Below are 19724 nucleotides of genomic sequence, written 5' to 3' on the forward strand. Positions count from 1 at the left end.
ACAAGACCCCGGGCGGCGGCGGCGCTGACACCTGTCATGTCGCGCCCAGGCGCCGCCGTCGCCCGGTACCGCCGTCCGGGTCCCCGGCGGGGACGAGGGGTCCTTCGCCGGGGACCCGGACCGCCCGCGGACCGCGGCGCCCGGCAGGCCGGTGCGGTGGCCGACGGGTCGTGGCGCCCGCCCGACGTGAGAGCGCGGCGCCGCTGTCCCGCGCGCCGTGCGCCGCGGTCCCCACCCGCACGGGGCGGGGTTACGCCACCTGGCGGCGTACGAGTTCGCTCAGCCGACCCGACGGGTCGGCCAACAGCGCTGCCGGTGTGCCCTGTTCGACCACCCGGCCGCCGTCCATCACGATCACGCGGTCGGCGTCCAGGACGGTGCTCAGCCGGTGCGCGATCACCAGTCTGCTGGCCCTCAGCCGCCGGGTGCTCTCCATGACGACGCGCTGCGTCTCGTTGTCGAGGGCGCTGGTCGCCTCGTCGAAGAACAGGATGCGCGGGCGCCGTACGAGCGCCTGGGCGATCATCAGCCGCTGGCGCTGGCCGCCGGAGACCGCGCCGCCGCCCGCGATCATCGTGTGCAGGCCCATGGGCATGCGCCGGATGTCCTCGGCGAGTCCGGCGAGTTCCGCGGCCTCCCAGACCTCCTCCTGGGTGAACGCCTCGGCGCCCCGGATGCAGTCCAGGATCGAGCCGGTCAGCGGCTGCGCGTTCTGCAGCACGACACCGCACTGACGGCGTACGGCGCTGAGGTCGAGGGCCGAGAGGTCCTGGCCGTCGTAGAGCACACTGCCGGAGACGGGCCGCTCGAAGCCGATCAGCAGCCGCAGCAGCGTGGACTTGCCGCAGCCGCTCGGCCCGACGACCGCGACGAACTCGCCCTCGGCGACCTCGACCGTCACGTCGTCGAGGACCAGCGGACCCTCGTCGCCGTACCGGAAGGTCACCCCCCGCGCGGCGAACGCCCCCGTCAGGGCCCCCGGAGCGGCGCTGCCGCCCCGTACCTCCGGCTCGCCGCGCAGCACCGGCCGTACCTGTTCGTACATCGGCAGCGCGGAGACCGCCGACACCAGGGCGCCGGTGAGCTGGGTGACCGAGGTCAGCAGCATCGTCAGGGACGTGTTGAAGGTGAGGAAGGACGCGGACGACAGGGTGCCGCGCGCGGGCCCCGCGAGGGCCATGAACATCAACAGGGTGCACAGCGGCAGGTACACCGCGTCGACCACGGTGTTGACGTTCTTGATGTGCCCGGCCCGCTGCTGCATCTTCCGGGACTTCGCGAACTGACGGGCCCAGGCGGCGTATGCGAACGGCTCGGCCGCCGCGACGCGCAGCTTGGGCAGGCCCCGCAGGGTCTGGAAGGCCTGGTTGTTGAGCTTGTTGCCGAGCTTGACCAGCCGCCGCTGCCAGCGCACCTGCCAGAGCCCGATCGCGAGGAACACGGCGGTGACGACGGCGAGCATGCCGAGACCGGCGAGCGCGAGGGGCACGCTGTAGAAGAGGAGCAGCCCGAGGTTCATCACGCCGACGGTGGTGGACTGGAGCACGACCGGGGCGATACCCGACAGCACCCGCCGTACGGAGCTGACCCCCATGGCGGCACTGGCGAGTTCACCGGTGGAGCGTTCACCGAAGAAGGCGGTGGGAAGCCGCAGCAGCCTGTCCCACACGGCCGGCTGGAGGGTGGCCTCCATGCGTCCCTCGATGCGCAGCATGGTGAGGTTCTGGAGCAACCCGAAGGCGGCCGACACCGCGCCCGCCACCATCACGGCGATCGCGACCTGAACGATGAGGCCGGTCCGGGCCTCGGGGACGTACTCCCCGAGGACCTTGCCGGTGGCGATGGGCACGAGCGCGCCGAGCGCGACGGTGACCAGTCCCGCGATGACGAGGGAGCGCAGGTCGGCGCGGGCGCCGCGCAGGCTGAAGCGCAGTAGCCGCAGCGGGTTCAACGGGCGTTCGGGCAGCGGCCGGTAGAACATCGCCGCGCTCGGCTCGAAGTCCTCGGAGTTCTCGGCGCTGACGCGGGCGCGCGATCCGCTGAGCGGGTTGACCGCCTCGTACCGTCCGCGCCGCCACATCAGCGCGACGGGTGCCCCCGACCGGGCCCTGCTGCCCACGAGCGGCCCCACGTCGGTGCGCCACCACTCGCCGGCGAGGCGGACCGGCCGGGTGCGGACCCGGGCGTGTGCCGCGATCCGTTCGACGGGGCCGAGCCTGGTGCCCGCGCTCCCGGTGTCGCGGGGCGGGTCGCCGAGGGCGATGCCGCTGCCGGCCGCGACATGGCGGCACACCGCGAAGAACGCGTCGTCGCCGCTCCCGTGCGCGCCGCGTTCCCGGTCCCGGCGGCCCCGGCGGTCGATGGAGGCGACGAGGGCCCGCTCGGCGCTCTCCTGTTCCCGCTCGCCCGCTCTGATGCCGGCGGCGGTGCGGTCCTCGTGGGCCTGTTCACGGCCGGCGATCCACCGGTCGACGGCGGCGAGCAGCCGGTACTGCTGGGCGATCATGCCCTGCCACATCGTGGCGTCGACGAGCAGGTCCCCCGCGAAGTCCGCGCTGTAGGCGGCGCCGGGCTCGACGCTGCCCGCGGGGACGGGCATCCACAGGATGTCGTCGTCGGCGACGGCGTCGGCCGTCGGGTCGTCCCCGGCGAGCCGGCCGTCCAGCGGCGCCTCGAACAGCGCGCCGAGCCCGCGGCCGATGCCGAGGGCGAAGGCGTTCTCCAGCGGCGAGGGTTCCTGAGGCGGCTGGTGCGGGTAGGGGCGGGTGAGTTCGCGCAGCGGGACGCGGCGCAGCACGCAGCCCGGCCCCGGCCTGCCGAGCAAGGTGTGGCGGGGGCCCTCGACGGGCCCGAGCAGCAACGTGCCGGCCTCCAGGCGGCCGAGGAAGTGCCAAGGGCCGCCGCCCGTCGTGTCGACCGCGAACAGGTCGAGGACGCCCGCGGCCACCAGCCACAGGACGAGTGGCCCTTCGAGGCCGACGGCCGTCCCGCCGGCCTCGGCACCGGTGGCGCCCCCGGCGGCGGTGTCCACCGGGGCCCCGATGCCCTCGAAGGCCGTGGTCACGGTGTCGTGTTCGCTCTGCCCCGGGCCCGTCCCGGTCGCCGTCGCCACGTCAGTGCTCCTTGACCAGGGCCGCGTACGCGCCGCCGGCCGCCACCAGTTCGCCGTGCCGGCCGCGTTCGACGACGGTGCCGTGATCGAGGACGACGATCTCGTCGCTGTCCCGTACGGTGCTGAGCCGGTGCGCGATCACCACACAGGCGCAGCCGCGCCGCCGCAGGTTGTCCATGATGACGCGTTCGGTCTCGGCGTCCAGCGCGCTCGTGACCTCGTCGAGTACGAGGACACTGGGCCCCCGCACGAGTGCCCGCGCGATCTCCAGGCGCTGCCGCTGGCCGCCTGAGAAGTTGCGGCCGTCCTGCTCCACCCGGGAGTGGATGCCGTCGGGGCGGCGCGCGATCACGTCGTCGTACAGGGCAGCGTCGCGCAGGGCCGCCACCACCGCCTCGTCGGGGATCGAGGGGTCCCACAGGGCGACGTTGTCCCGTACGGTCCCCTCGAAGAGGAAGACGTCCTGGTCCACGAAGGACACGGAGGCGGCGAGCGCACCGCGCGGGATGTCCTCGATGCGGCGGCCGTCGATCGAGATGGTGCCTTCCCAGGGCCGGTACAGCCCCGAGATCAGCCGGGAGACGGTGGACTTGCCGCTGCCCGATCCGCCGACAAGGGCGACCTGCCGGCCCGGCCCGACGGTCAACGAGAACCCGCCGAGCAGCGGCGCGTCGAGCGGGCTGTATCCGAACGTCACGTCCCGCAACGCGACATGGCCGGTGAGTCGGCGGGTGCTCGGGCCCGACCCGTCCTGCGCGTAGAGCGTGTCCGCGGGGAAGTTCTCGACGTCCTTGAGGCGTGCGACGTCGGCTGCGAAGTCCTGGATGCGGCCCGCGACGCCGTTGAGCCGGGTGATGGGCGCGGTGAAGCTCGTGACGAGCGTCTGGAAGGCGACCAGCAGGCCGATGGAGATGTGTCCGTCCACGGCGCGCAGCCCGCCGATCCACAGGATCAGCGCGCTGTTGAGGGTGGCGAGGAGCGGGGCGACGACGGCGAGCACCGCGCTCGGCACACCGAGGCGCTGCTGTTCCTCCAGGGTCGCGGCGTGCTGCCCGGCCCAGCGGCGGAAGAAGCCGTCCTCGCCGCCGGTCGCCTTCAGCGTCTCGATCAGCTGGAGACCGGTGTACGAGGTGGTGGTCAGGCGGGCGCTGTCGGCGCGGAGCTTTTGGGTGTGGGTGGCGCGCAGCCGGATCACGACGCGCATGGCGACGACGTTCAGCAGGGCCACCAGCACACCGATGACAGTGAGTTGCGGATCGTAGGTCCACAGCAGCACGGCGTACAGCAGGACCACGAGGCCGTCGACGCCCGCAGCCGAGAGGTCGCGCGCCAGGGTCTCGGCGACGGAGTCGTTGGACTGCAGGCGCTGGACGAGGTCGGCGGGGCTGCGCTGGGCGAAGAACGTGACGGGCAGCCGCATCAGGTGGCGCATGAAACGGGCGCTGCTGAGCGTGGAGGAGATGATGCGCCCGCGCAGCAGGTTGGCCTGCTGGAGCCCGGTGAGGACGGCGGTGAGCGCGATCATCGCGGCCATCGCGGCGAACAGTGGTCCGAGCAGCGAGGTCTGCCCGCCCACCAGGAACATGTCGATGTACGTGCGGCTGAGCGCGGGCACGGCGGCGCCGGTGGCGACGAGGAGGAGCCCCGCGAGCAGCGCCGCGAACAGGGTGCCCGCGGTGCCGCGCATCCGGGTGGGCAGCGCGCGCAGCACACCGGGGCGGCGGCCGCCCGTGCTGAAGGAGCCGGTGCGTTCGAAGACGAGGGCGACGCCGGTGAAGCTGGTGTCGAAGTCCTCGGCGGGCACGAACCTGCGGCCCTTTCCCGGGTCGTTGATGTGCACGCCCCGGGTGCCGAGTCTGCGGCCCGTCCCCTCGTACACGACGTAGTGGTTGAACTCCCAGAAGAGGATCGCCGGTCCCCGCACGTCGGCGAGGGCGGCGGACTCCATTTGCATGCCCTTGGCCCCGAGGCCGTAACTGCGGGCCGCTTTGAGCAGGTTGCTGGCGCGGGAGCCGTCGCGGGAGACGCCGCAGGCGATGCGGAGCTCCTCCAGCGGGACATGGCGGCCGTGGTGGGCGAGGACCATGGCGAGGCAGGCGGCGCCGCACTCGACGGCCTCCATCTGCAGGACGGTGGGGGTACGGACCCTCCGGATCCGGCCGCCGGACGGCGCGGACGGCCGGGCCTCGGTGCGGGCAGGACCGGTGCGGTGACGGCCGTGGCCGCCGGGTGGGAGCTGCCGCTGCGGCGGTACGCGGGTGCCGCTCATGGCAGCAGCCACTGCGCCGGGTGCTGCCGTGCGACGCGCACGGAGCCGTCGGCCGGTGTCATCGAGGTGAGCCCGAACGGCGGTCCCGCGGGTGAGGACCAGGCATAGCCGGACCGGGTGCGGCGCGTGGTGTCCAGGGCGACGAGGACGGCGACGGGCTGCCCGTCGCGGCTGAACTGGTCGGCGAGTTGGGGGTCGCCCAGGAAGGCGGCGATCTGCCGCCGGGTCTGGGTGCTCCTGCCGACGGCCTTGACGGTGCCGTGCAGCACGCCGTAGCGCTGCTCGGGCGCGGACGCCGGGCTGAGGTCGACCGGCTGTCCCGGAACGACGGACCCGCCGCCGGAGGCCGGCATGTACAGCATCGCGAGGAGCGGGTCGTGTGCGTGGGCCGCGCGTTCGACGGTCGCGATGTCGGCGCCCGTGGTGACGACGGCGCCGATGCTCGCGGTCAGGGAGGTGACCCGGCCGGCGGCGATCGCGCGGACCGTGTCCGTGGCGCCGTGCGCGACGCGTACCCGCACGAGTGGCGCGTCCGCCTCGACGCGCTGTCCCTCCTGCGCGAGCACGGCGGTGACTTGCCCGGCGACGGGGCTCTGGAGCACGTAACTCCCCTGTCCGTAGGTGAGGATGCCCGGGGCCGCGACAGTCGAGGTCACATAACCGGTGACCGCCCACAGCGCGCCCGCCGCCATGGCGAGGAGGGTCACCGCGAGCGTGAGCAGGCCGCGTGGGCGGGCGAGCCGCACGGGGAGGTCGAGCTCCTCCGGCGACTGGAGTTTGGTGAGCGCCTGTTGGCGGAATTGCACGGCGGTCTTCCCGGTCTTCCGGCACACGGAAACGTGCCCCGGAGTCCGTAGGGGATACGGACCCGGGACACGTGTCAGTCAGTCACAACTGGTCGATGCGACCGGTTGCTCAGAGGCCGCCGACGAGGCCCGTCACGCCGGAGGTGTTCACCATCGGGTCGACGGTGGCGTCGACGGTGTTCAGGACACCGTTGACGTTCACGACACCGCTGACCGTGTTGACGACGCCGGTGACGGTGTCACCGACGAGACCACCGGACACGTTGTCCAGGTCGGCGTCGGAGATTTCCTGGGTCTCGACCTGGGGGGTGGAGTTCATCAGTGAAGCTTCCCTTCGCATGGCTCTGATTGACACGCCTCCGTCCAGTGCCTTCCCGTCAGGGACGAAATCACCGGTGGTGTTGGTGGCGTGCGATGGGATGTAAGCACGGACCTCCCACGGGCAGCCACCCGCGAAACGGGCTCCTGGTTCATATGTGCCGTGCGTCTGTGGTGTGTTGTGCCCGGGCCCCCATCGTGGCGGCGCGCTTTCTTCACACCATGGTCCGAACCTCGGTCAGCCGCGGGGCCGCCGGGCCTCCGGAACCTCGCATTCCGTCCGTACCGTCCGGTCGGGCACCGGCCCGGCGGCAAAGGCCCTGTGCAGTGATGGCCCCCGGACGCTTGCAATGTGCGGGTTGTCCGCAGAACGAAATCGCACTGGTTTCCGCGACCAAACGCGTTCGAGCGATCACGCCGTGTGTGTACGGCCCGGTTCCACGGGCCGTCCGCCGAGCCCGAGCCCCGCCGCGACCGCTCGCGCCACCCGCCGTCCCGAGTACAGCGCGCCCTGGATCGAGCTGGTGTCGCGGTGATCGCCGCACACGTACACCTCCCCGGCGAGCGGCGGGCGCACGAACGGGTGCGGCGCGGTCATGGCCGGCAGGGCGTACGGGATGTCGTACGTGGCGACGAGGTCCCAGTCGCGGGTGGACACACGGTGCAGGTCGGCGAGCCTGCGCCGCACCGCCGGCTCGGCGGCCTCCCCGTGCGGGGCGCCCTCGCGGTGGGCGGCCGAGGTCGCGACGAGCGCGCGGCCCGCCGGCGCGTACCCGGGCGCGGCGGCGCTGATCACGACGCTGTTGTCGACGGGCGAGTCGTCCCCGTCCACGAGGAGCCGCGCCCCCGTCTCCGCCAGGGCCCCGGCGTCGGTGGCGTGGTACCAGGTGGTCACGCCGTGCCAGGCGGGCTCCCGCAGGCCGGGCAGCAGCGCCGCGGCCGCGCGGGCATCCGTGGCGACGACGACGGCGCGCGCCAGAAGGGTCCCCTCGTCCGTCTCGACGCGGTCGGCGGCCACCCGCCGGGCGGCTGTCCCCAGGCGCACCGTCCCCTGCGGCAGCCGGGCCGCGAGATCGCGCGGCAGGACGTACATACCGGCCGCGGGTACCGCGGCCTCGCCGCGCACGAACATCCGCACCATGAGATCGACGAACCGGCCGGACGTGGTGGCGTCCGGGTCGAGCGTCAGCCCGGCGAAGAAGGGCCGCAGCAGGCGCTCGACCGTCCGGTCGGAGAGGCCCCTGGCCCGCCAGTGCCGGGCGGCGGGAACGTCGTGGCGGTGCAGCAGCCCCTCGGCCGACGAGAAGGACACCTCCAGCGCGTAGCGCGCGAGCGCGACCTTCGCACTCGGCGACCCGATCGGCGCGCGGAGCAGGCGCGGCAGGGCCAGGGGGTCGCGCCGCGGGTCCGCGAGGACGCTGTGGCGCCCGTCCGCGTACAGGCCGAGGGCGCGGGCGAACGGCCGCAGGTCCGGTGCGGCGAGGTCGAGCACACCCGTCGCCTCCGGATAGGCGGTGTTCAGCACCTGGAAACCCCGGTCGAGCAGGTAGCCCTCGCGACGGTCGGTGGCGACCCGGCCGCCGACCCGCTCCCCCGCCTCCAGGACGCTCACGTCGGCGCCCCGGGCCGCCAGTTCCAGTGCCGCGGCGAGACCGGCGAGACCGGCCCCGACGACGATCACGTCATGACGTGCGGGCAGCGTGACCATGTGCGTTACCTCCGGCGGTGCCGCTGTCCCCGCGGCCGCGGGGACAGGCTCACGAGGTAGCCTCTCAGCCGCCCGCTCCCCCGGCGCGGCAGCCGGGCGGTCCACGGAGGAGACGTTTCCTCCCCAGCGGGTACCTATGTGGTGGCGGACTGGACGGAAGGAGTCTTCCCATGACCGGTACGGGCCACGAGGACTACAGGATGCGAGGTCGCGACCCGGCCCTCCTGGAGGACCAGCAGCTGCTGCGCGAGCTGGAGACACTGCACCGCACCCGGCACGACACGCTCCTGCACGGGTCGAAGGACGCGCTCGACACGCACAACACGCGCACCGCGCAGCTGGAGGGCGAGTACCTGCGGCGCCACCCGAAACGGCACGTCCTCGCCGGACGCACCCGTGAGGGAGCACGGGGGCGCGGGGTCTGACCACCGGGGTGCCAGGACGGCCCGGACCGCAACGGGCGGGGCGCGGTCCGGGGGCACACGCCGGTGCCCGTCCGCGCCGCCCCACCCGCGTGGAGGGACGGCGTGGACGGACGTGGACGGACGGCGGTTGCTCCTGGCCCCCGGCTGCGGCTGCGCGGCCCGGGGCTACGAGGCCAGGGCGGCGAGTTCCACCCCCGCCAGGAGGAAGCCGCCGACGCCGAAGTCGGCGGTGCTGTCGTAGGTGACCGGCTGGCTGGAGTCGGGACGGTCACCCACCTTCTGCACGTAGCCGAGCGCGCCGTCGGGGTGCACGGCCGTAGCCACGAGGCCGTTCCAGGCGCGCGCCGCGACGGGCAGGTACGTGGCCCGGTCCACGAGTCCGCTCGCGACGGCGTAGGCCGTGCCGTACGCGAAGAAGACGGTGCCGCTGGTCTCCGGACCCGGGAAGTGCCGCGGATCGGCGAGATTGACGTTCCAGAACCCGTCGGCGCGCTGCACCCGGGCGACCGCCGTCACCAGCCGCTTCAGCGTGTCGGCGTACTCGGCGGTGTCGGACCGCCCGGCGGGCAGTGCCTTCAGCGTCTTGACGTGCCCGGCGGCGACCCAGCCGTTGCCGCGTGACCACACCACCGGCTTACCCGACGGGGAGAGGATGCCGCCCGGCAGGAAGTTCTTGTCCCGGTACCAGAGCCCCGTGGCGGGCACGAAGAGGCCCGGGCCGCCCTCGGCACTCTTGGTGTGCGTGTACAGACTGTGCAGCTTGGTCCAGTAGCCGGTGTCGCCGCGCAGTGCGCCCAGCCTGGCGAACGACGGCATGCCCATGTGCAGCGCGTCGTCCCACCACCAGTCGTCGTTCTTGGTCACCTGGTCCGTGTATGTCATGCGGTGCAGGCAGGCCTCGATGGCGGTCAGCTTCGCGCTGCCCCCTTCCGCCTCGTAGAGGTCGAGGTACACCTGCCCCGCGCACTGGTCGTCGGCGTTGCGGGTGGTGGTGCCGCCGTTCAGCGCGTAGGCGTGGCTCTCGGCCCAGGAGCGTGAGCGGTCCAGGTAGCGGGCGTCCCCAGTGAGCGTGTGGAGTGCCATGAGACCGCTGTAGAAGGTGGCGTTGGCCCACTGGTTGTCGCCGGGGCCGGGGTTCGCGTCGATCCACTGGTCGGCGACCTCGCGCAGGACGGCGGTGATCTCGGCCCGGGAGGGCAGCGCATCGCCGGCGGCGCGCGGCACCTCGGGGCGGGCTGTCGCCGGACGGGGTGTCGCGGAGCGGGAGGCAGCCGGCGCCGCGTGTGCGACGCCGTCGAGCGGGGGCAGGCCGGCGGCCGCGAGCGCGGCGCCGGTGCCCAGGAGATGCCGTCGATCCATGGCAGGGCCTTCCGTGTGGGGTCCGGGCGGTACAGGACATGACAGGGATGCGAGGTGAGGTGCGTCGCACGTAGGGCGTTCATGTGAGTGAACGTGGGGTACCTCCATGAACTTGCGGCGCAGCCTAAAGGACTGGACCATCCCCCCGCCAGACCCCGGACAGCCCCCAACGTCCGCCTGCGCGAGGCGAGATGACGGAGCACGCCGTCGAAAAGAGCGGCCACGGCGTGCGTCGCGGGGCCGGGAGCCACCCACGGCCCGTGACTCCGGGAAGGCACGCCGCTTCTTCGTCACTCGCCCGCCGGCCGTCGGTCGCCGTCGCCGATCGCCGTCGCCGATCGCCGTGTCCGCCGTTACCGGTCATCGGTCATCGGTCGCCGATCGTCGTGGTCCGCCGTCGGGCGTTCGGCGTCGGGCGTCGCCGGGTGGCCGGGCAACCAGATGTGACGGCGTCAACGCTGCGTTCCCGGTCAGGGCGGGCCGATGCGAGCACCGGGCCGCCCTGAGGGGGCCTTGGAGCCCCGCGTCCGACCTGCTACGGCTGCCGGGAAGCCCGCACGGACACACCGGCCGTGGGCGCGTGCGCCCACAGTGGGACGCGCGTCTGCTCCGCACACGGCCAGGTCGCGGGGGCCCGTCGTCCGCCGGTTCAGCGGGATCGCGGCCATCCGATGCGGCAGGGACACGCGCCGGATCGTCCGCCCCGCCTGCCGCGCGGCGGACCACGACGTCGCCACGTCCGCATAGAATTGATCCGGTCAACTGTGTCGCCTACTGTGGCCGTGGCCGAAGGAGGGTGACCGCCACCATGGAGACAGCGGCGAGCAAGCCGAAGACCGCGACCGATCTGCTGCGGCACAAGGGGCTGCGCAGCACGGCCCAGCGGCGTGCGGTGCTGGGCGCCCTGGGATACGGCTCGCACGCCACCGCGGCGGAGGTCGAGCAGCGGATCAAGGCCGCGGAGCCGGCGAGGGGCCTGTCCCGGCAGGGCCTGTACAACGTGCTGGACGATCTGACGCAGGCCGGTCTGGTCCGGTGCATCGAACCCGCGGGCTCGCCCACGCGCTACGAACTGCGCGTCGGCGACAACCACCACCACCTGGTGTGCAGGACGTGCGGGCACATCGAGGACGTCGACTGCGGCGTGGGCGTGGCGCCCTGCCTCGACCCGCTGGACGCCAAGGGCTTCGCCCTGGACGAGGCCGAGATCACCTGGTGGGGTCTGTGCCAGGACTGCCGGGCCGCGACCACACCCTGACCGCGTCGCCGCGCGCCACCTCCGACCGCACCCCGGCACGGCCGCGCCGGGCCCGGTACCGACGCCGCCGTCGGCCCGCAGCGCCGGCCGCCGGGGACGACACGTGCGGCGGCTGGCGCGCTCGTCAGGGCGACGCGTCCGGCGGTGTCGTGCGCGCCGGCCGGCGGACCGTCCGGCAGGATGGCCCGGGTGAGCAATGGCGAACCATCGGATGCCGTGACCGCGGCGATCGAGGGTGAGCTGCGCTTCCTCGACCCCGCCGTCTTCACCTCCCCGACCCTGCTCGGCAGGCTGCTGCATCCCGAGTTCCGCTCGTTCGGCTCCTCGGGGACCTCGTACACCCGTGCGTCGTACATCGACGAACTGCGCGAGTGGGGTCCCTCCGCCAGGACCCCCGGCACGGTGACCCTGCTGGCGGCGCGGGAGCTCGCCCCGGATCTGGTGCTCCTCACGTTCGACATCAACGTCAGCGAGCGCCGCGCGCACCGCAGTTCGCTGTGGCGCAAAACGCGCGAGGCGGGGTGGCAGCTGTACTTCACCCAGGGGACGGGCTTCAGCCCGGGCGACATGGTGACGCCGACCTGACGGCGCCTCCCACCTACGTGACTGCCCCCGCCGCCCGCCGGCCCCGCGGCCCCCGGCCGCCCACCGTCGTCGGGACGGCCTCACACCTCCCCGGCGGGCTCCCTGCGCATGCAGATCCGCGGCCACGCGTCGAGGCCCATGTCCGCCTCCGCCCGCCTGATCTCCCGCAGCCCCCCGGTCACCTCGTCGGCGGTCAGCGTCCGGAAGCCGAGACGCGCGTAGTAGGGCGCGTTCCACGGCACGTCCGCGAACGTCGTGAGGGTCAGCGCCGTGCCGGCCCGCCGGGCCAGATCCTCGATCAGGGCGCGCCCGACGCCCTGGCGCGCCGCGTCGGGATGGACCGACACCTGTTCGATGTGCGCGGCGCCGTCGACGTCCTCGTGCAGCAGGAACGCCACGGGCCGCCCCGTCCCGTTGTCGGCCACCCACGCGTTCCCGTGTTCGCGGTAGCCCTCCAGTACCTCGGGGGACGGTGGTTCGTGCGCGGCCACCTCCGCCATCGCGATGCGGCGGAAGAGCTCCCCGGCGGCGAGTTCGATACGGGGGATCTCAGCCAGGTCCGCCACGGTGGCGAGTCGTATGAACATGCCGGGGAGCCTACGCGACCACGTGCGTCCGGTGCTGTTACATCGGCGGAGTCCCCGGCATGGTGCGTTCCGAGAGGCGGCGGTGTGTCCGACAGCCCCCACGACGGAGAGTCCCCGGCCCCGCGGCCGCACGGCGCCACGGCCAAGAAGGCGGTCGGCCGGACGTCCCGGCACCGGCCGGCACGGCGCGGGGACCCGCTCCAGCGGCTGCTGTTCGGCGGCGTGTACGGCACGGTGCTGGCCAGCGCGCTCGCCGCCGCACTGGGTGACGAGAGCGGTCCGCCCGATCCCGGCTACGACGCGGCCTGGGTGTTCGCGGCGGCGGTGGCCGGGTCGGCGGCGCACGGGTACGCCCACGCCATCGCCCACCGCACCGTCACGAACGGGAAGGTCTCGCCCGGCACCATCCGCTCGGTGCTCAACGAGTGGGCGCTGCTCGTCGCGGCGCTGCCTACGGTGGCCGCGCTGCTCGGGTCGTACGCCGGCTTCTGGAGCGAGAACGGCGCCATCAACATCGCCCTGATCATCAACACCGCCGCGCTGTTCGGCTGGGGGCTGTGGGCGGCCCGGGTGGCGGGGCAGGGGTGGTTCGCCGGCTGCCGGGCGGGGGCCGTCGACGTGCTGCTCGGCCTGTTCATCATCGTGGTCAACGTCCTGACGAAGTGACACCGGGCGGCGGCGGGCCGCCGGTACCGGCTCCGGGACCCCTGCGGCGCCCGGCGCCCCCGGCCCACAGCTCAGGTCTCAGGACCCAGGATTCAGGACTCACCGACTCAACGACTCAACGACTCAACGACTCACCAGCCGACTCGCACCCCTGAGGCTCACGGCCCCGAACTCACAGCTCCGACGAGACGAGTTCGTCCGCGGCGCTGTTGACCGGCTGCGGGGTACCGGTGAGGTCCATGACGAAGATCGGCACGCCCAGCTCGTCGGCGCGGGCCCGCGCGTCGTCCGCGTACCCGGCGAGGGAGAACAGCACACCGGTGACCGCCTCGTGGAGCCCGTACAGCCAGACGAGTTCCACCGCGCGCAGCGGGGTGCGGCTGGTGGTGGGATCGACCTGCGCGACGACGTCGGGGCCCCTGAGATCGATGCACGAGTCCTGGCGCTGCTCGGCCGCGGCCACCCCGTGGAAGCCGAGCCAGCGCAGGTAGAGACCGGCGGCGGTGACGGCGTCGCGTGCCGTACGGATCGTCAGCGGGCGAAAGGAGGGTCTGGGGGCCGCGGCCGTGCGCGGCAGTGGGATGTGCGAGGGACGCGGCGACCAGTCACGCGGGGGCCAGTCGCGCGGTAAGACGGCGCCGGCGTCGGAGGCGCCGAGCGGGGGCGCCACAGGACTCGGCCCGGCGGGCGGGGCCGGTTCGACGGGGATGCGCAGCATCGTGCCGCAGGGGCAGTCGAGTTCGGGCTGCGGCCAATGCCCGTCGCGGCCGCACGCCGGGCACCGTACGACGACCCACTCGTCCGTCCAGGACCGGCGCACCACCGGCTCGGGCCGCGCGCCGCCGCGCAGGGGCGGCGCCACCGGCGCGCCGCACGCGCACGCGTACGTCGGTGCCGTGTAGCGATGTCCGCGCCCGCAGGCCGGGCAGTCCACGCTGACTCCGCGCTCCGCATCCATCACGTGCCCCCCACAGGCCTCTCATGGTCACTCCGGCCGATCGCGTTGCGTGGTCCATCGTCCACCAAGAGCGAGGTATTGGGGAGAGGACACCGGATTCCCCCTTGACTGACCTGCCCACCCCCTTTACTTTAATTTCCGTATAGCAAAACAGTTTTTCCACATTACGGAATTTGTGCTCTCAGGTGGCGCGACAGAGCCCGAATCCGCCAGCCGAATGAGGAGCACTCATGCCTCGAATGACCGCCGCCCGCGCGGCAGTTGAGATCCTGAAGCGCGAGGGTGTGACCCACGCCTTCGGTGTGCCGGGCGCGGCGATCAACCCGTTCTACGCCGCCCTCAAGGCAGCCGGCGGCGTTCAGCACACCCTCGCGCGCCACGTCGAGGGCGCCTCGCACATGGCCGAGGGCTACACCCGCGCGCGCCCGGGGAACATCGGAGTGTGCGTCGGCACGTCGGGCCCCGCGGGCACGGACATGATCACCGGCCTCTACTCGGCGATCGGCGACTCCATCCCGATCCTGTGCATCACAGGGCAGGCTCCGACCGCCGTGATCCACAAGGAGGACTTCCAGGCCGTCGACATCGCCTCGATCGCCAGGCCCGTCACCAAGGCCGCCACCACGGTGCTGGAGGCGGCCCAGGTGCCCGGTGTGGTCCAGCAGGCGTTCCACCTCATGCGGTCGGGGCGGCCGGGGCCCGTCCTCATCGACCTGCCGCTCGACGTGCAGCAGACCGAGATCGAGTTCGACCCCGAGACGTACCAGCCGCTGCCCGTCTACCGGCCCGTCGCCTCCCGCGCGCAGGCGGAGAAGGCCGTTCGCATGCTCGCCGCGTCCGACAGGCCGCTGATCGTCGCCGGCGGCGGGGTCATCAACGCGGACGCCTCGGCGCTGCTGGTGGAGTTCGCCGAACTGACCGGCACCCCGGTCGTGCCCACCCTGATGGGCTGGGGCACAATCGCCGACGACCATGAACTCAACGCCGGCATGGTCGGGTTGCAGACGTCCCACCGCTACGGCAACGCGACGTTCCTCGCCTGCGACTTCGTACTCGGGATCGGCAACCGCTGGGCCAACCGGCACACCGGCAGGCTCGACGTCTACCGCGCGGGCCGGACCTTCGTGCACGTCGACATCGAACCCACCCAGATCGGCAGGATCTTCGCCCCCGACTACGGCATCGCCTCGGACGCGGCCGCGGCCCTGACCCTCTTCGTCGAGGTGGCGAAGGAACTCAGGGCCGCGGGCGAACTCCCGGACCGCGGCGCGTGGGTGGCCGCAGCGCGCGAACGCAAGGCCACCCTGCACCGCAGGACCCACTTCGACGACGTGCCGCTGAAACCGCAGCGGGTGTACGAAGAGATGAACCGCGCCTTCGGCCCCGAGACACGGTACGTGTCCACGATCGGTCTCTCCCAGATCGCGGGCGCGCAGATGCTGCACGTCTACCGGCCGCGCCACTGGATCAACTGCGGCCAGGCGGGCCCCCTCGGCTGGACGATCCCCGCCGCGCTCGGCGTCGCCACGGCCGATCCCGGGGCGAGCGTCGTGGCGCTCTCCGGCGACTACGACTTCCAGTTCATGCTGGAGGAGCTGGCCGTGGGCGCCCAGCACCGCATCGGGTACGTCCACGTGCTGGTCAACAACGCGTATCTGGGGCTGATCCGCCAGGCGCAGCGCGCCTTCGACATGGACTTCCAGGTCAATCTGGAGTTCGAGAACATCAACGCGCCGGGGACCGGCGGGTACGGCGTCGACCATGTGAAGGTCGCCGAGGGCCTCGGCTGCAAGGCCATCAGGGTGACCGAGCCGGAGCAGTTGCTGCCCGCGTTCGAGGAGGCCAAGAAACTGGCGGCCGAACACCGCGTGCCCGTGGTGGTCGAGGCGATCCTGGAACGCGTCACCAACATCGCGATGAGCGGCACCGACATCGGCTCCGTCAACGAGTTCGAGGACCTGGCCACCGCACCGGGCCACGCGCCCACCGAGATCCTGCCGCTGGCCTGAGGCCGGCGCGGGCCCCGGGGGGACGGCCCCGGGGGGACCGGCGGGCCCCGTACCGGGCAACACCCCGGCGCGGGGCCCGCGTTCACGCGGTCGAGGCCGGTCCGCGCTCCCCGCGAGGGCATGGTACGGGCCGGCCCCGCCGTTCGCGAGGTGGACGGGGAAGTGCCGGTGCGGACTCAGCGCCCTACGGTCGCGTGAAGCGCTCCCGCAGCTCGATCTTGCGCACCTTGCCGCTCACCGTCATCGGGAACGCGTCCACGATCTCCACCCGGCGCGGCACCTTGTAGCGCGCGAGCCGCTCGGCGCAGTACGCGGCGATCTCCTCCTGCCCCGGCGGGTCGGCCGGGTCACGGGGGATGACGCACGCCACCACCTCTTCCCCGTAGCGCTCGTCGGGGACCCCCACCACCTGGACGTCGGCGATCTTCGGATGCGCGTGGAGGAACTCCTCGATCTCCCGGGGATAGACGTTCTCCCCGCCCCGGATGATCATGTCCTTGATCCGGCCGACGACCTGGACGTAGTCGTCGTCCCTGATCACCGCGAGGTCCCCGGTGTGCATCCACCGGCCCGCGTCGACGACGTCCGAGGTGCGCGCGGGGTCGTCCCAGTAGCCGAGCATCACGCTGTAGCCGCGTGTACACAGCTCGCCCGCCTCCCCGCGCGGCAGGGTCACGCCGCTCGCGGGGTCGATCACCTTGACCTCGATGTGCGGCAGCGCCCGCCCCACCGTTCCGGTGCGGCGCTCCAGGTCGTCGTCCCGCCGGGTCTGGGTGGAGACGGGCGAGGTCTCCGTCATGCCGTAGCAGATGGACACCTCGCTCATGTGCATCTCCGCGACGACGCGCTTCATGACCTCGGCCGGGCACGGAGAGCCCGCCATAATGCCGGTCCGCAGCGACGAGAGGTCGTACGAGCCGAAGTCCGGCAGGTCGAGTTCCGCGATGAACATCGTGGGCACGCCGTAGAGCGAGGTGACCCGCTCCCGCTGCACGGTGCGCAGGGTGGCCGCCGCGTCGAAGGAGGCGGCCGGGATGACCACGCAGGAACCGTGGGACGTGGCGGCGAGGTTGCCCATCACCATGCCGAAGCAGTGGTAGAAGGGCACGGGCAGGCAGATCCGGTCGGCCGGTGTGTATCCGACCGTCTCCCCGACGAAGTATCCGTTGTTGAGGATGTTGTGGTGGGAGAGCGTCGCGCCCTTGGGAAAGCCGGTCGTCCCGGAGGTGTACTGGATATTGATCGGGTCGTCGCAGGACAACTCCGCCTCGCGCGCCACCAGTTCCTGGGCAGTCGCGCCACTGGCGGCCGCCACCAGATCGTCCCAGCTCGGGTCGCCGATGTAGTGGACGGCCCGCAGGCCCGGGCACTGCGGCCGGACTTCGTCGATCATCGCCCGGTAGTCGCTCGTCCGGTGCGCCGACGACGCGACCAGCAGTCGGACGCCCGACTGCCGCAGCACGAAGCCCACTTCGTGGCTGCGGTACGCCGGGTTGATGGTCACCATGACCGCGCCCACCCGGGCCGTCGCGTACTGGACGAGCACCCATTCGGGGCAGTTGACGGCCCAGATGCCGACACGGTCGCCCTTCGCGATGCCCAGGGCGAGCAGGGCACGCGCCAGCCGCTCGACGTCCGCACCGAACTCCGCGTACGTCCAGCGCCGCCCGGACGCGGTGTCGACCAGCGCCTCGCGCTGCCCGTACGCGGCGACAGCGGCGGCCAGGTTCGCGCCGATGGTGTCGCCGAGCAGCGGTGTGGTGCCGGTGCCGTGCGTGTACGAGGGCGCGCCCGGGGCGGGCACTGCCGCCGATGCGGCCGCCGCAGCTGTTCGCGTCGTCATGTCAGATCGCCCTCCGCGTACTCCTCGGCCGAGCCGGCGGCGGTGCGCTCACGCAGCTCGATACGGCGGATCTTGCCGGACACGGTCTTCGGGAGTTCCGCGAACTCCAGGCGCCGCAGCCGCTTGTAGGGCGCGAGCACCGCCCGCGAGTGCTCGAAGATCACCTTCGCGGTCTCGGGGCCCGGCTCCCAGCCCTCGGCGAGCACCACGTACGCCTTGGGCACGGCGAGGCGCACCGGGTCGGGGGCCGGCACGACGGCCGCCTCGGCCACGGCCTCGTGTTCGAGGAGCGCGCTCTCCAGCTCGAAGGGGCTGATCTTGTAGTCGCTGGCCTTGAAGACGTCGTCGCTGCGGCCCACGTAGGTGATGTAGCCGTCGGCGTCCCGGGCGCCGATGTCACCCGTGCGGTAGAAGCCACCGGACATGGCCGCCGCCGTACGCTCCGGATCGCCGTTGTACCCCGTCATCAGGCCGACGGGGCGCCCGGCGAGCACGAGGCTGATCTCGCCCTCGGCCACACCCGGCTCGCCGGACACCGGATCCAGGAGCTCGACGCTGAAACCGGGCAGCGGGCGGCCCATCGAGCCCGCCTTCACCAGCTGCCCGGGCGAGTTGGCGACCTGCACCGCCGTCTCGGTCTGGCCGAAACCGTCGCGGATGGTGACGCCCCACTCGCGCCGCACCCTCTCGATGACCTCGGGGTTCAGCGGCTCCCCGGCGGCGACGACCTCCCGCGGCGGGGTGCGCAGCTGGCTCAGGTCGGCCTGGATCAGCATCCGCCAGACGGTGGGCGGGGCGCAGAAGCTGGTGACACCGGAGGCGTCCATCTCCGCCATCAGACGGGCCGCGTCGAAGCGCGTGTAGTTGTGGATGAAGACCGTGGCCTCCGCGTTCCACGGCCCGAACAGGTTGGACCAGGCGTGCTTGGCCCAGCCGGGCGAGGCGATGTTCAGGTGTACGTCACCGGGGATCAGCCCGATCCAGTACATCGTCGCGAGGTGCCCGATCGGGTACGAGACGTGCGTGTGCTCCACGAGCTTGGGGCGCGCGGTGGTGCCGGAGGTGAAGTACAGCATCAACGGGTCGTCGGCGGCGGTCGGCCCGTCCGGCTCGAAGGCCACCGGCGCCGCGTAGGCGTCCTCGTAGGCCCGCCAGCCGGCGGGCACCGATCGCGCTGCGCCGGGCTCCGCGGCGGCGGAGCCCGCGCCGACGACGATCCGGGTGTACTCCCCCGGGACGCCGTCGAACTTGGCCGCGTCGGCGGCGCGCGCGATCACGTGCCGGGCCCCGCCGCGCCCCACCCGGTCGCGCAGGTCGAGGGTGCCGAGCAGTGGCGTCGCGGGGATGACGACGGCCCGCAGCTTCATCGCGGCGAGTGCGGTCTCCCACAGCTCCACCTGGTTGCCGAGCATGACGACGATCCGGTCGCCGGCCCGCACGCCCTGCTCGCGCAGCCAGTTGGCCGCCTGGTTCGAGCGGGCTGCCATCTCGGGGAAGGTGCGGCGGGTGCGGGAGCCGTCCTCCTCGACGATGTGCAGCGCGAGCCGGTCCGCGTTCCGCGCGTCCTCGGCGATCCGGTCGAACCAGTCGAGCGCCCAGTTGAAGTGCGCGGGCCGGGGCCACACGAACCCCTCGTACGCACCCCGGTAGTCGTCGCGATGCGCCAGCAGGAAGTCGCGGGCCGTCCTGAACTGCGCGGTGGGGTCGCTTGGATCCGCGCCCCGGCCGGTGGTGCCGCCTGCCGTCATGTGGTGCCTCCTCGTCGCCGGCCTCATCGCCGGACCCTTGCCCCGCATCGTGTAGACAGTGATACAGGCCTCA

Annotated in this window: 15 protein-coding genes; 5 read left to right on the forward strand and 10 right to left on the reverse strand. The window is 72.7% G+C overall.

The features are described from left to right. Window positions 1-250 precede the first annotated feature (250 nt). The 5 genes from OG310_RS06485 to OG310_RS06505 all read right to left on the reverse strand — a co-directional run bounded on the left by OG310_RS06485 (window position 251) and on the right by OG310_RS06505 (window position 8213). Window positions 251-3112, reverse strand: coding sequence for an NHLP bacteriocin export ABC transporter permease/ATPase subunit (locus tag OG310_RS06485; RefSeq protein ID WP_443078565.1), 2862 nt, complete (start codon window positions 3110-3112; stop codon window positions 251-253). A gap of 1 nt (window position 3113) precedes the next feature. Next, window positions 3114-5381, reverse strand: coding sequence for an NHLP family bacteriocin export ABC transporter peptidase/permease/ATPase subunit (locus OG310_RS06490; RefSeq protein WP_329454916.1), 2268 nt, complete (start codon window positions 5379-5381; stop codon window positions 3114-3116). Next, on the reverse strand, window positions 5378-6187 hold the full coding sequence (locus OG310_RS06495; protein WP_329454917.1) for an HlyD family efflux transporter periplasmic adaptor subunit: 810 nt from the start codon (window positions 6185-6187) through the stop codon (window positions 5378-5380). Before OG310_RS06495 ends, OG310_RS06490 begins: the two co-directional genes overlap by 4 nt. A gap of 109 nt (window positions 6188-6296) precedes the next feature. Continuing rightward, window positions 6297-6506, reverse strand: coding sequence for a type A2 lantipeptide (locus OG310_RS06500; protein ID WP_329454918.1), 210 nt, complete (start codon window positions 6504-6506; stop codon window positions 6297-6299). Between the two features lie 411 nt (window positions 6507-6917). Continuing rightward, complete coding sequence (locus OG310_RS06505; RefSeq protein ID WP_329454919.1) at window positions 6918-8213, reverse strand: FAD-dependent oxidoreductase; 1296 nt, start codon at window positions 8211-8213, stop codon at window positions 6918-6920. 170 nt (window positions 8214-8383) lie between these two features. Between OG310_RS06505 and OG310_RS06510 the strand changes: the two genes are divergently transcribed. Further along, a complete protein-coding gene (locus OG310_RS06510) occupies window positions 8384-8638 on the forward strand; it encodes a DUF6158 family protein (RefSeq protein ID WP_329454920.1) in 255 nt (84 codons plus the stop codon). Window positions 8639-8803: 165 nt separating this feature from the next. Here OG310_RS06510 and OG310_RS06515 read toward each other — a convergent pair whose 3' ends face one another. Continuing rightward, entirely contained in the window at window positions 8804-9997 is a 1194-nt protein-coding gene (locus OG310_RS06515; RefSeq protein ID WP_329454921.1) for a glycoside hydrolase family 88 protein, read from the reverse strand. 808 nt (window positions 9998-10805) lie between these two features. On the opposite strand from OG310_RS06515, the gene OG310_RS06520 reads away from it, so the two are divergent. Next, the gene (locus tag OG310_RS06520) at window positions 10806-11255 is read left to right on the forward strand and encodes a Fur family transcriptional regulator (protein ID WP_329454922.1); all 450 of its coding nucleotides are present in this window, start codon (window positions 10806-10808) and stop codon (window positions 11253-11255) included. Window positions 11256-11471: 216 nt separating this feature from the next. Beyond that, complete coding sequence (locus OG310_RS06525; protein ID WP_329454923.1) at window positions 11472-11840, forward strand: nuclear transport factor 2 family protein; 369 nt, start codon at window positions 11472-11474, stop codon at window positions 11838-11840. A gap of 80 nt (window positions 11841-11920) precedes the next feature. On the opposite strand, the gene OG310_RS06530 is transcribed toward OG310_RS06525, so the two are convergent. Next, on the reverse strand, window positions 11921-12427 hold the full coding sequence (locus OG310_RS06530) for a GNAT family N-acetyltransferase (RefSeq protein WP_329454924.1): 507 nt from the start codon (window positions 12425-12427) through the stop codon (window positions 11921-11923). Window positions 12428-12511: 84 nt separating this feature from the next. Between OG310_RS06530 and OG310_RS06535 the strand changes: the two genes are divergently transcribed. Continuing rightward, on the forward strand, window positions 12512-13093 hold the full coding sequence (locus tag OG310_RS06535) for a hypothetical protein (protein WP_329454925.1): 582 nt from the start codon (window positions 12512-12514) through the stop codon (window positions 13091-13093). 172 nt (window positions 13094-13265) lie between these two features. Here OG310_RS06535 and OG310_RS06540 read toward each other — a convergent pair whose 3' ends face one another. Beyond that, window positions 13266-14051, reverse strand: coding sequence for a hypothetical protein (locus tag OG310_RS06540; protein WP_329454926.1), 786 nt, complete (start codon window positions 14049-14051; stop codon window positions 13266-13268). 230 nt (window positions 14052-14281) lie between these two features. Between OG310_RS06540 and gcl the strand changes: the two genes are divergently transcribed. After that, window positions 14282-16060 (forward strand): glyoxylate carboligase, encoded by a 1779-nt coding sequence (gcl, locus tag OG310_RS06545; RefSeq protein WP_329454927.1) that lies wholly within the window; start codon window positions 14282-14284, stop codon window positions 16058-16060. A gap of 184 nt (window positions 16061-16244) precedes the next feature. Here gcl and OG310_RS06550 read toward each other — a convergent pair whose 3' ends face one another. Together OG310_RS06550 and OG310_RS06555 are read right to left on the reverse strand one after the other, a co-directional pair. Then, complete coding sequence (locus tag OG310_RS06550; RefSeq protein ID WP_329454928.1) at window positions 16245-17903, reverse strand: AMP-binding protein; 1659 nt, start codon at window positions 17901-17903, stop codon at window positions 16245-16247. Further along, the gene (locus tag OG310_RS06555) at window positions 17900-19651 is read right to left on the reverse strand and encodes an AMP-binding protein (RefSeq protein ID WP_329454929.1); all 1752 of its coding nucleotides are present in this window, start codon (window positions 19649-19651) and stop codon (window positions 17900-17902) included. Before OG310_RS06555 ends, OG310_RS06550 begins: the two co-directional genes overlap by 4 nt. Window positions 19652-19724: the final 73 nt, after the last annotated feature.

This window comes from Streptomyces sp. NBC_01497 (genome assembly GCF_036250695.1).
In the GTDB taxonomy this organism is placed as follows: Bacteria; Actinomycetota; Actinomycetes; order Streptomycetales; family Streptomycetaceae; genus Streptomyces.